The organism is Tumebacillus permanentifrigoris (assembly GCF_003148565.1).
GTDB classification, from domain to species: Bacteria; Bacillota; Bacilli; order Tumebacillales; family Tumebacillaceae; genus Tumebacillus; species Tumebacillus permanentifrigoris.
On the sequence record NZ_QGGL01000002.1, the window covers coordinates 212,479 to 224,598 of the forward strand.

14 protein-coding genes are annotated in these 12,120 nt (G+C 55.7%); 3 read left to right on the forward strand and 11 right to left on the reverse strand.

Annotated elements, in window-relative coordinates; genetic code table 11:
* Positions 1–101: 101 nt before the first annotated feature.
* The 3 genes from C7459_RS03200 to C7459_RS03210 all read right to left on the reverse strand — a co-directional run bounded on the left by C7459_RS03200 (position 102) and on the right by C7459_RS03210 (position 2,747).
* Positions 102–1,625 (reverse strand): long-chain-fatty-acid--CoA ligase, encoded by a 1,524-nt coding sequence (locus C7459_RS03200; protein WP_245884373.1) that lies wholly within the window; start codon positions 1,623–1,625, stop codon positions 102–104.
* A gap of 71 nt (positions 1,626–1,696) precedes the next feature.
* Positions 1,697–2,479 (reverse strand): enoyl-CoA hydratase/isomerase family protein, encoded by a 783-nt coding sequence (locus C7459_RS03205; RefSeq protein ID WP_109686254.1) that lies wholly within the window; start codon positions 2,477–2,479, stop codon positions 1,697–1,699.
* A gap of 70 nt (positions 2,480–2,549) precedes the next feature.
* A complete protein-coding gene (locus C7459_RS03210) occupies positions 2,550–2,747 on the reverse strand; it encodes a hypothetical protein (protein ID WP_109686256.1) in 198 nt (65 codons plus the stop codon).
* Positions 2,748–2,911: 164 nt separating this feature from the next.
* Here C7459_RS03210 and C7459_RS03215 point away from each other — a divergent pair, with 164 nt between their 5' ends.
* Together C7459_RS03215 and corA are read left to right on the forward strand one after the other, a co-directional pair.
* The gene (locus C7459_RS03215; RefSeq protein ID WP_109686258.1) at positions 2,912–4,489 is read left to right on the forward strand and encodes a nitrite/sulfite reductase; all 1,578 of its coding nucleotides are present in this window, start codon (positions 2,912–2,914) and stop codon (positions 4,487–4,489) included.
* A gap of 93 nt (positions 4,490–4,582) precedes the next feature.
* The gene (gene corA / locus C7459_RS03220; RefSeq protein WP_109686260.1) at positions 4,583–5,536 is read left to right on the forward strand and encodes a magnesium/cobalt transporter CorA; all 954 of its coding nucleotides are present in this window, start codon (positions 4,583–4,585) and stop codon (positions 5,534–5,536) included.
* A gap of 49 nt (positions 5,537–5,585) precedes the next feature.
* Here corA and C7459_RS24070 read toward each other — a convergent pair whose 3' ends face one another.
* The 8 genes from C7459_RS24070 to C7459_RS03260 form a co-directional block, all read right to left on the reverse strand.
* Entirely contained in the window at positions 5,586–6,314 is a 729-nt protein-coding gene (locus C7459_RS24070; RefSeq protein ID WP_342766654.1) for a DUF1284 domain-containing protein, read from the reverse strand.
* Positions 6,315–6,343: 29 nt separating this feature from the next.
* Complete coding sequence (locus C7459_RS03230; protein WP_245884374.1) at positions 6,344–7,561, reverse strand: MDR family MFS transporter; 1,218 nt, start codon at positions 7,559–7,561, stop codon at positions 6,344–6,346.
* 68 nt (positions 7,562–7,629) lie between these two features.
* Complete coding sequence (locus C7459_RS03235; RefSeq protein WP_109686262.1) at positions 7,630–8,004, reverse strand: hypothetical protein; 375 nt, start codon at positions 8,002–8,004, stop codon at positions 7,630–7,632.
* Between the two features lie 62 nt (positions 8,005–8,066).
* Positions 8,067–8,489 carry a Fe-S cluster assembly scaffold protein NifU gene (gene nifU, locus C7459_RS03240; protein ID WP_109686264.1) on the reverse strand — a complete coding sequence of 141 codons (423 nt, stop codon included), beginning with the start codon at positions 8,487–8,489 and terminating at the stop codon, positions 8,067–8,069.
* A 48-nt stretch (positions 8,490–8,537) separates the two neighbouring features.
* Positions 8,538–9,722, reverse strand: coding sequence for a cysteine desulfurase NifS (gene nifS, locus C7459_RS03245; protein WP_109686266.1), 1,185 nt, complete (start codon positions 9,720–9,722; stop codon positions 8,538–8,540).
* Between the two features lie 44 nt (positions 9,723–9,766).
* The gene (locus C7459_RS03250) at positions 9,767–10,210 is read right to left on the reverse strand and encodes an RrF2 family transcriptional regulator (RefSeq protein ID WP_109686268.1); all 444 of its coding nucleotides are present in this window, start codon (positions 10,208–10,210) and stop codon (positions 9,767–9,769) included.
* Positions 10,211–10,439: 229 nt separating this feature from the next.
* Positions 10,440–10,712, reverse strand: coding sequence for a hypothetical protein (locus C7459_RS03255; protein ID WP_109686270.1), 273 nt, complete (start codon positions 10,710–10,712; stop codon positions 10,440–10,442).
* Positions 10,713–10,870: 158 nt separating this feature from the next.
* Positions 10,871–11,599, reverse strand: coding sequence for a DUF2225 domain-containing protein (locus tag C7459_RS03260; protein WP_109686273.1), 729 nt, complete (start codon positions 11,597–11,599; stop codon positions 10,871–10,873).
* A gap of 182 nt (positions 11,600–11,781) precedes the next feature.
* Between C7459_RS03260 and C7459_RS03265 the strand changes: the two genes are divergently transcribed.
* Positions 11,782–12,096, forward strand: coding sequence for a YolD-like family protein (locus C7459_RS03265; RefSeq protein WP_109686275.1), 315 nt, complete (start codon positions 11,782–11,784; stop codon positions 12,094–12,096).
* The last annotated feature ends 24 nt before the right edge of the window (positions 12,097–12,120 follow it).

Genomic DNA, 12,120 nt, shown 5'->3' on the forward strand with positions numbered 1-12,120 from the left:
TGCGCAAAAAACGCCCCACACGTGTGACGGCGTTTTTTTGCTCGACCGCAACGTGCTGACACGAAAAAAAGCCCCCACTCGCGGTGGAGGCTTTTTTCGCGCTACTGTTGAACGGTTTTGGTTGTTTCAAGGTTTTTCAGTTCACGGCGCAAGATCTTGCCGGTGGTGTTTTTCGGGAGTTCGTCGAGGATGACGACTTCCTCCGGCACTTTGTAACTCGCCAGCTGTTCCTTGCAGTAGGCTTTCAGATCGTCTGTGCTCGAGGCGTCTGCTTGCTTGAGCGCAACATAGGCGCGGACTTTCTCGCCGTACTCCGCATCAGGCAAACCGACGACTGCAGCTTCTGCGACGTTCGGGTGCTTGAACAGCACTTCCTCCACCTCACGCGGGTAGACATTGAAGCCGCCGACGATGATCATGTCCTTTTTGCGATCGACGATGGTGTAGTACCCATCCTCATCCACCGTCGCAAGGTCTCCCGTATAGAGCCAACCGTCACGAAGCGTCACCGCTGTCTCCTCAGGACGGTTCAAGTAACCGCGCATCACGTTCGGACCCCGACAGATCAGTTCCCCGATCTCGCCAACACCGCGCTCCTGCCCGTCTTCTCCCATCAGACGAACTTCCACATCGATGATCGCCAGGCCGATTGTCCCTGGCTTGCGAACCGCATCGATCGGGTTGAAACAGACGACCGGGGAAGCTTCCGACAGACCATAGCCTTCGTTGACCTGCACCCCGTACTTCTGTTCGAACGCTTGCATCACCGCGACTGGCATCGCCGAGCCACCAGAGATCGCGATGCGCAACGACTGCAGGTCTTCCCGCTTGCACTCAGGGTGCTGCACGAGGAAGTTGAACATCGTCGGAACGCCGGCAAAAATCGTCGCCTGCGCCTCACGCGCAACGTTCGCCGTCTCGGTTGGCGAGAATTTCGGGAACACGATCAACGTCGCGCCACGCGAGATCGGTGCGTTCAAGCACACCGTCATGCAGAACACGTGGAACATCGGCAACACCGTGATCACGCGGTCTGTCTGCTCGATGCCGAGGAACGTCCCGGCCTGGTAGGCATTGCTGACGAGGTTGCGGTGCGACAACATCGCACCTTTGGGCTTGCCGGTCGTACCCGAAGTGTACAGCACGACCGCCAAGTCATTCTCGTCGATCGTGACCGCCGGGAGCTCAGCCGGATTCCCCGCCACTTGCGAGAATTCCAACGCGCCTTCTCCCGCACCCCCAACCAAGATCACCTGTTGCAAGTCCGGCAGCGTCGGGCGCATCATCTGGAACATCGGCGCCATCGGAGCGACCGCGACGACCGCTTCTACACCCGCATCCTGGAGGATGAACTGCAATTCACCAGGCGTGTACAGCGGATTGATCGGCACCGAAACTGCCCCGATCCGGGCGATCGCATAGTACGCGATCACGAATTGCGGACAGTTGCCGAGCAGGATCGCGACTTTGGAACCTTGGCGCAAACCGAGCTGGGTCAGACCGGCTGCAAACGCATCGACCGCTCCCTCCAATTGTGCGTAGGAGATGTCAGTGCCTTGAAAGTGAATCGCCGTCACGGTCGGAAATGCTTCGGCCGAGTGGCGCAGAGTCAAACTGAGATTCACGAGAATCCCCCCTTGAGTATGGTCTTCAACCGAACAGTCGGTTGAATCGTGCATAGAGAAACACCGGTCGTTCACCGGTGTTTAAACTTGGGTTCACGCTTTTCAAAAAACGCATTGCAACCTTCGTGGATGTCCTCCGTCTGGAACACTTCGTCGAGCAGCTCCACCTCGTAGAGCACCCCGTTGGTCAAGTCCATCTCCAAGCCTTTGTCGACCGCTTTTTTGATGCGAGAAAGCGCTGTCAACGTTCGCGATGCCAGTTGCTTCGCCATCGATCGTGCGGCCTCAAGCACTTCCCCGTCCGGCACGACTTTGTTGACCAACCCGATGCGCCAAGCTTCCTGGGCATCGATCGGGTCGCCGAGATACATCAATTCCTTCGCCCGACCTTCTCCGACCAGACGCGGCAAACGCTGTGTGCCGCCGGCCCCTGGGAACAGTCCGAGCTTGATCTCCGGCAGTCCGAGCTTCACACTCTCGCCTGCGATGCGGATGTCGCAGGCCATCGCGAGTTCCAAGCCCCCACCCAACGTGATGCCATTGAGGGCAGCAATCGTCGGCTTGGGCAGGAAGTCGAGCTTGTTATAGGTATGGAAGTGCTCCAGCGCCATTTTTTTCGCTTCGCCGCGCGCCATCTTGGACGGAAACTCCTTGATGTCAGCGCCTGCCATAAACGCACGTCCGGCTCCAGTCACGATCAGGACGACAACATCCTCATCCAATTCCACCTCGTGTACACATTCGCGAATCTCTAACCCAACCGCTTCGCTCAGGACGTTGACTGGCGGGTTGTCGATCGTGAGGATCGCGATTCCGTCTTCCTTCGTCCAATTCACATAGTTGCGAGTGCTCATGCTTGTTGCGCCTCCTTGACAATATTTCGACAAAAGGCGGCCAGTTCCTGCCGCCTTTTGTACTGACTGGTCATTTTTTCACGGCTTTGCTTTTGACCGTGCGCGACAGATAGATGATCCCCGTCGCGATGGCGGCGAGACCGGTCACGGCCACAGCCGTTTTGGTTCCCAATCCAAACCCGTAATGCTTCCAGAGATAATACGATACTTCCCCGAGCCCAACAACGACTGCAACCAGCAACCAAGTAGGAAGATTTTTCTCGTCCATGTTACCCCTCATACCCCGTATAATTTTGTATGGTCGTCGTCACTATTTTCGGTCATGCGCGATAGGTTTGACAAGTAGAAAAACGTATTTACTTCGTTTGCCAAAAGACATATAATCCTTATATACTTACTGGGATTTTAGTCCGACAAAGGGGATGAGCAAACTTGGCATTGAACAAAGAAGAACAACTAAAGATCGACAAGGACGGACTCGACGTGCTTGCCGATATACATCGTTACGCCAAAGAAGGGTTCGACGCAATCGACCCGGGTGACTTCATCCGCTTCAAATGGTACGGTATCTACCAACAAAAACCCAAGACCGACCCCTACTTCATGATGCGCGTGAAGATTCCGGGCGGGATGTTGAACTATGAGCAAACGGTCGTCGTCGCCGAACTCGCCAACAAATTCGGTCGTGGCCTCGCCGACGTCACCACTCGTCAAGCGATTCAATACCATTGGTTGCAAATCGAGCATATGCCGGAGATCTTCGATCGTCTGGCCGCTGTTGGTATGTCGCCGATCCAAGCATGCGGCGACGTTGTCCGCAACGTCATCTCCTCCCCGGTCGCCGGTCTGGACGCGAAGGAACTGTTCGACGTGCGCGACCTCGTCTGGGATGTGGAGAAACTGTTCCTGAGCAACAAGGACTTCTCCAACCTGCCGCGCAAATTCAAGATCTCGATCTCCGCAGACCCGCGTGACCTCGGTCACCCGGACATCAATGACCTCGCCTTGGTCCCGGCGCGTCACGGCGATGAAGTCGGCTACCACTTCCTCGTCGGCGGCGGCCTCTCCGCCAAGCCGCACATGGCGCAAAACCTCGGCATCTTTGTCCGCCAAGAGGAAGCGTTGGAAGTCATCCAAGCGGTCGTCGCGGTCTACCGTGACAACGGCTACCGTGAGAAGCGCAACCATGCCCGCGTGAAATTCCTCGTCGCCGATTGGGGCGCAGCGAAATTCTTGGAGCATGTCGAAGCTGTCACCGGCAAGACCTACACCCGTGGCGGTGAGCGCCAGATCGAGTCTTGGAACGGCGCGTACTTGTACGGCGTACACCCGCAGAAACAAGTGGGCCTGAACTTCGTCGGACTCTCGCTTCCGGTTGGCCGGATCTCCGGCGACATCCTGCTCGAATTCGCTCGCCTCGCCAAAACCTACGGCAACGGCGACCTGCGCACCACCAACACGCAGAACATCATCATCCCGAACGTGGCGGATGAGCACGTCGAAGCGCTGCTCGCAGAGCCGCTGTTGCAGCAATTCCCGGCAACGCCTGAGAAGTTCATCGGACACGCGGTCTCTTGCACCGGCAGCGAGTTCTGCAACTTGGCGCTCGTCGAGACCAAGGAGCGCATGAAGTCGATCGCGTACTACCTCGACGAGGCATTCCCGAGCTTCGACACCCCGATCCGCCTGCACGTCAACGGCTGCCCGAACTCCTGCGGCCAGCAACAGATCGCCGACATCGGGCTCGCCGGTGCGCTGGTCCGCATCGACGGCAAGATGCAAGACGCGTATGACATCTCGATTGGCGGCGGCCTCGGCCACGACGCGAAATTCAACCGCAAAGTGATCGCCAAGATCCCCGCGGATGAAGTAAAATACAGCATCCAAGCGATCGTCGACCACTACGTCGCCACCCGCGAACCGGGCGAATCGTTCCGCGACTACGCCAACCGCGTGGCGGACGAAGACGTCAAGGCTGCGGTGGAAGCATTCGCTCAAGCGCGCGCCTAGTCCGTTCTGGCAAAAAACCCGTTCCCCGCATTGCGGTGGGCGGGTTTTTTTTCTAAAATGGACAGATACGCAATCCGGGAAAAGGTGAACTGCATGATCCGAACCTACGCGATAACCCAAGATCGAAAGGCAGTACACGACCGCCCGATCGAGCAACTGCTTCAGGCGCCGGACATCCTGTGGTTTTGGGTGGACTTTGAGAACCCGACCTTCGAGGAAGGCAAAGCCCTGCAGGATCAGTTCCAGTTCCATCCGTTGGCGATTGAGGACTGCTGGCACCACATGCAGCGTCCGAAGGTTGACCATTACGACGACTACTACTTTTTCGTGCTCCACCAGTTGAACCAATTGACGTTGAAGCCCAACGAAGTCGATCTGTTCGTCGGCAAAAACTTCATCGTCTCGTTCCACCTGCAAGTCTGTCTCGAAATCGAGAACGTCTGGAAAAAAGCCCCGAGCGATCACAAGGCGCTCGAACGTGGACCGTACTATGTGGCGTATCAGATCATGGACCAGTTGGTCGACCACTACTTTCCGGCGTTGTACCAGATCGAGGAGCACTTGGACAACATCGAGGACAACACGCGCAATCAGAAAATCCGCCAATTGATGAACCAAGTGTTCGACATCCGTGCTGACTTGTTGCAACTCAGGCGCACCGTGGTCCCGATGCGCGACCTGCTCTACCGGATCTTGCATTCCGATCCGATCGAAGAGTTGCGCAAGCAGCGGGCGTACTTTACAGACGTGTACGACCATCTGTTAAAGCTCGCGGAGATGATCGACTCCAACCGCGAGATGACGGCCGACCTGCGCGACTCCTACATCTCGTTCACGAACAGCCGTCAGAACTCGGTGATGGTCGTGATGACCGTTGTGACCACGATCTTCATGCCGCTGACCTTGATCGCCGGCATCTACGGCATGAATTTCGACAACATGCCAGAGTTGCATACCAAGTACGGTTACTTCACGGTACTGGGCGTGATGGCGGGGATCGGCGTGTTGATGACCTCATGGTTCAAGCGCAAGGGTTGGTTCGACTGAGACGAAGCAGGCAAAAAAAAAACCTCTGGCATCCCAGAGGGCTTTTTGCTCATTCAAAATAGAGATGGTGATGCAACAGACAGCCTGGGTTGAACGCGGCTTGACAGGATGGGCACTTCGACTCGCAACTCTTGTACGCCTGCACCGTCAATTCGTGACCACAGGCGCCACAGAGCACAGCCGGCTCGTCAAACCGCGCTCGCGGCCAAGGCTTCGGGGGATGATCTGCCGCTTCCAGATGGCACTCGTAGCAAGGATAATAGCGCTCGCAGCACCCGAACTTCAACGCGATGATGTCGATCTCCGAGTAATAGTGCTTGCAACGCGTCTGCTCATCGACTTGCACGCCGTACACCTTGGGTCGCACCATCGGCAATTCCTCGCCTGCGACCACGCGCTGGATGCCCTCCTGACAGACTCCATACGAGAGCCACGGACAGGTCGAGCAGATCTGGAAGAGATCGTCCGGTTGCAACGACTGTGCCACGCGGGAGAGGATCTCCGCCCACGAGACGACCTGTCCGGCCTGTAGACCCAAGCGCTGCACGATCAGCGCATCACGCTCTGCCACATTCCGATCCTCACAATGATACTCGCCATCTGCCGGGAAACACTGACAGAGTTGATCAGGGCCGCTCACGATCTCGCACTCCGTCGTCGGATCGGCGAGCAACGTCCGATACACCCCGGTCATATTGTCCACATACGTATCTGAATACCCCATCCCTCGATAGCCGAGCAGACAGAGCAGATGGTGCCCACGCAACGCAATCGGCACGGGAACCCCTCCTTCGAGATCAACTTCTATTAAGCGGAGAGCGATGGATTGGGTGGGGAAGCTCGGTGTTCCAATCGCTCCCCCATGCCGTAACAGACGGTGCTGCCGAGGAAGATCATCCCGATGATGACAAACAACGGCACCATCCCGATCTGGGCGAGGAGGAACAGCCCACAAGTCGGGCCGAGGAAGCGCCCGATGTCGCGAAACGACTGCGCCCCGTAGTACGTTCCCCGCAACCCGTCTGGTGCGATGCGGTCGATCAGGATGCTATTGGCAGGGAAACACATCACTTCCCCGATCGTAAACACCACCATCGCCAGCGTCATCGTCCCCCAGCCCGTGGCAAACGCAAAACCTAAGCCCCCGAGTGCGTACATGAAGTTGCCAATCTTGACCAACGCAAGCGGTGAACGTTTCTCCCCCCATTTGGAGATGAAAAATTGAAAGACGACACAGACGATCGCATTCGTCGTCATCAGCCACGCATACAGCTTCACACCGTCAGAAAAATGGTCGGTGGTGTATTCAGAGAGCGTGGTCATCTGCGAGTAGCCAAACTGCATGAACACGCCCCCGATCAGATACCAGAGCAACACGCGGTCATGTGTGATCACGCGAAGGGCGGACGAGATCGTCACGCGTTCAACCGATTGCGTATGTTCAACCTCCAGCTCGTCGATGCCAAACCGATTGACCAAGAGGTGCAGCACGACAGCATAGAGGAGGTAGAACACGCCCGTCACCAAGAACGGCCCCGAACCGGCCACCAACCCCAGCACCGCACCGATCATCGGCCCGACCGCAAAGCCGAAATTGGCGAAAATATAGCGAATGGAAAACACCCGATACCGCATCTCTTGCGGGGTCAGATCCCCCATCAACGCTTGGGAAACCGGTTCAAAAAACGCACGACTTGCGCCATTCAGAAAACTCAACAGCATAAACAACCAGGTGCTGGTCGTCAGCGTAAAGCCCACGGAGACGACAGCTGCGATGTAGAGCGCGCCAAGCATCACGTACTTGCGTCCCAATCGATCGGACAGGGCCCCGCCGACAAAGCCTGCGACTGTGCTGGAGAGTGCGCTGATCCCGATCGTGAACCCGATTGTGGCGGGCGCCATATCGGTGCGCATCGACAAGTAGATCGCCAGAAACGGAATGCTCATCGATGTCGCCATCCGGCTCATCAAGACCCCGACAAACAGCGTGTTCACAATCGGATGAAACGTAGAAAAGATCCGCAACCCCTATCCCTCATTTCCTCGGAACTGAAAAAAAGCCCAGTTTGGTACAGCAAACTGGGCTTTTTTGCTTACAGCATGCGCTTTTGTTTAAACATGAAGTCGGTCAGCGTGTCCTTGAGCTGTGCGAGCTTCTCGTTTTCTTTTTTCAGTGCTTTGTACAAGTGTCGGTTCTTGCCGACGCCGAGTTTCTCGAGATCGGTGCCGGTTTCCGACCAGCGCTGCGCTTGTTTCTTGAGTTTGGACATCTCGCGCTGGTTCTCGATCACCGAGTGCTGGAGCGCCGTGTGGATCTGCTGAATCTGATCGGTCGAGAGCTTCAGTGTCCACGTGTCGTCTTCCTCGCTGACCCGCGTGATCTGCAGATCGACAACGTACTCGCGCTTGCCGTCTGGAAGCAGAGGGTTTACCCAAACTTCCTCGTCTTTTTTGTTCTCATCTGACATCTGCTGTGTCACCCCTTGTAAAAAAACTCCCCCCAGAGTCTGGAGGGAGTTTTTGCGGTCTCTTACTCTGCGTCCCAGTCTTCGAAGTCGTCGTCGTTCAGGCCGAGGTTTTTGCCGGATTTCTTTTGGTAGTCCAGCAGAGCGGCTTTGAGAGCTTCCTCTGCCAGTACGGAACAGTGCATTTTGACCGGCGGGAGGCCGTCGAGTGCGTCTGCAATCGCTTTGTTGGTCAGGGAGAGCGCTTCATCGATCGACTTGCCCTTGATCATTTCGGTGGACATCGAGGACGTTGCAATCGCTGCGCCGCAACCGAAGGTTTTGAAGGTTACGTCTTCGATGACGTTGGACTCATCGTTGATTTTCAGGTACATTTTCATGATGTCGCCGCACTTCATGTTACCTACTTCGCCGACGCCGGACGCGTCTTCGATTTCACCAACATTACGCGGGTTGGTGAAGTGATCCAATACTTTATCAGTGTACATAAAGAGAATCCTCCTTTGAAGGTCTGTGATTTGTAAAATATGGTGTCTCTACGCGATCGGGAGACCTTTTTGGAAATTCTCCCAGACAGGGGACATCGCGCGAAGTCTATCAGCGATCGGTTTCAGTTCACGAATGATGTAGTCGATATCGTCTTCGGTGGTCGAATGACCGAGCGACAGACGCAGCGAGCCGTGTGCGATGGTGTGGCTCAGGCCCATGGCCATCAGCACGTGCGACGGATCAAGCGAGCCGGAGGTGCAAGCGGAGCCCGAGGAGCAAGACATGCCCTTCATGTCGCAAGTCAGCAACAGTGCTTCGCCTTCGACGTACACGATCGAGATGTTTGCATTGTGCGGCAGGCGACCTTCACGCGGTCCGTTCAGACGGGTTTCCGGGATCGTGCTCAGGACGCCGTCGATCAGTTTGTCGCGCAGTTTTGCCAGACGCGGAGACTCCGTTTCCATTTCGGCTACTGCCAGTTCAATCGCAACGCCGAGCCCGACAATGTTCGGAACGTTTTCGGTACCCGGACGAAGTTTGCGCTCTTGACCGCCGCCATGATACAACGGCTGGGTGCGAACGCCACGGCGCATGTACAGCACGCCGATCCCCTTCGGGCCGTAGATTTTGTGACCGGACAGGGCTAGGAAGTCGCAGTTGATTTGGGTGACATCAACCGGGATCTTGCCGACCGCTTGCACAGCGTCTACATGGAAGAGAATTTTCTTTTCACGGCAGATCGCGCCGATTTCTTCGACCGGCATGATCGTGCCGACTTCATTGTTGGCGTGCATGACCGACACGAGGATCGTGTTGTCACGCAGTGCGTTTTTGAAATCTGCTACCGAGATGCGACCTTCGCCATCCACCGGGAGATAGGTGACTTCAAAGCCTTCTTTTTCGAGGGCTTTGAACGCATCGAGAACAGCGTGGTGCTCGACGGAGGTTGTGATCAAGTGGTTGCCTTTTTTCTTGTTCGCACGAGCACTGCCGAGGATGGCGAGGTTGTCAGCTTCGGTGCCGGAACCTACAAAGATGATCTCGCGTGGGTCGGCATTGATCGCCTTCGCGACTTTCTCGCGGGCTTCCTCGATCAATTTACGGCTCGGACGGCCGAATTGGTGAATCGAGGACGGGTTCCCGTAGTTTTCGCGAAGAACTTTCACCATCGCTTCAATAACTTCCTCACGAACCGGGGTAGTAGCTGCGTGGTCAAGATAGATGCTGCGCACTTCTGGTCATCTCCTTCTGGACAGGGGGTACATGTCTGTGTAGTTTATCGGCTCTCCGTATATAACTTTGAGCTCTTGTGGACGATATCGTGCAAAGTGATATCGTCGAGATAATCAACGATCGTATCGCGCAGTTTCACCCAGACAATCTTGGTTGCGCAATGCTCGGTCTTGGAGCAGCAGAGCGAGGGATTATCCTCATCCGCATGCAGACACTCCACCGGAGCGATCTCACCTTCGAGGACTTTGACAACCTCTCCGACTTGGATCTGTTCCGGCGGACGGCTGAGTTTGTAGCCGCCGCGCGCGCCGCGTACACTGGTCACCAATCCCGCACGACGCAACTCAACGAAGATCTGCTCCAAGTATTGCTCCGGAATTTCCTCCGCCGCCGCGATCACTTTGATCGGAATCGGACCGTCACCCACCTTCTGCGCGAGGTAGGTCAGAGCCATCATCCCGTAATGTCCGCGCGAGGATAATTTCATGTGTACGCACCTCCTTCTGGGACACAAGCACATCTCCGAATCGCTTCCGAGTTAATCTTGACTGAATGAGTCAGGATTATGTGCAAAAGAGAATCAGGAATCACAAAGTGGAATCCTGATCATTTAGGTCACCTTTATTATAGCCATGAGAAAGTTCCCATGTCAAGCGGTTCCAACACCCGATTCAAGGGCTTGTCAAGAGCTGACGATGCCCATTTTCAGATACTTTTCACTCTTGTGGCGGTTCGACCGCTGCTTGGCGCGGGCGGTTGTCGATGATCACCGGAGCCCCGACGGTGGTCGGGGAATCCGCACGGTTTTCGTAGGTTCTGAGTTTCTCTACCGCCGGTTGGGCGAGCAGCTCCACCTCATGCTGCACGATGCGCGCGAGGTCGAAGCGGCCTTGGGATTCGCAGAACTTGCCGACTTCCCAGAGGTTGTTGTAGCGATCCATCTCCTCGCGGCTGAACAGGCCTCGCACTTGCACAGAGATCGGTCTCATCTGAAGGCAATCCTCCTTTTATAAAAAAGCTCCGATGGGTCGCTTGGCAACGGCCTACTCCAGCGGTTGCTCCCACTCCTCCATCCGATTGAATGCGATGCACCTAAAAACTCACCTTCCGCCTTCATCGTGCCGATGTACAGCAGCCTTGTCAAGCCCTATCCAGCTTGCTGGTCGTCATGCCCTTCCTCGGTGCCATCGTCTTTGATGCCTTTGAGCCCTTGGGCGGCGCGAGCTTCGCGGAGCAAGCCCCACTGGTCGCGGGCGAGTTTGATGTATTTTTGGGCGGATTCGCGGTCTTGGATCACTTGGTTGAAGTACAGCACCGCCTGCTTATCATCCCCGACTCGGCGCGACAATTCCCCGATCAGATACGGCATCTTGCCGTTGTCCTCCAAGCGCGAGTCATGCTCAAACGCATCGATATAAAATTCCAAGGCATCGCGCAGGAAGCGCTGCTCCTCCTCCACGTCGCCCAGTTCACGATACAGCCACGCCAGATGCAAGCACAGCCCGCCGATCGTGCGCGAAGGTTCGCTGACAAACTGTGCACAGAAGATCGCGAGCTTGAACGACACGACCGCCTGTTTGATCGTGCGCTCGCTACAATAATCGCGCACCACCCACTTGCTTGCGACCTCCGACACGTACTGCTGCCGGCGCAATGAAGTCACCCGCGGTTGGGTTTTTTCTAAAAAAGAAAATCCGCACGTCGTGCATACATTGATTAGATAATGTATAGGATTAGGTCCTCCGTACCTTGCGTAAAAATCCCCTTCTGTTTGTAGGACTTTTACCGCTCGAGTCAGGACTTTTTTGGTATTATAGGTCTCCTCACACAATGGACACCGTACTTTACGATCATAAAGCCCATCTGTCGTCGTCATTTTGCCCTACCCCATTTCCAAATATCTAGGTCTATATCCTTATAGTCGCATGATATGCAAGAAACGACAATATACTGTTTTCGTTGACAACGTTTGAACGAGAAAATGGTGTTGATTCGCAGGCGGATTTGGGGTATCATAAGAACAAACGTTCGCACGAAATTACTTAAGGGAGCGATTGTATGAATCGTGGAAACAAACTCTGGGAAAGCCATCGCATGATCCTACCTGAACACCGCGCTCGCATGTTGGAATCCGAGATCACACCTTATGTCGTGCCGATGTTGCACGAGGACGTCCAAGAGATGATCGAGTACCGGGTCCAGGAAGCGATGGTTCGCCGCCAGCCGCTCAAACTGGTCGTCGGCGAATCGGACGGCGAACACACCGTCGAGGGCCGTGTCGTCTCCTATCGCACCGAAACCCGCAGCCTGCAAATTCACAACGAGTGGGGCCGCTTCCAGATTCCCATCCAGAACATCGTCCGCGTCCTCTAACTACATCTGCCTGCACAGGCACAC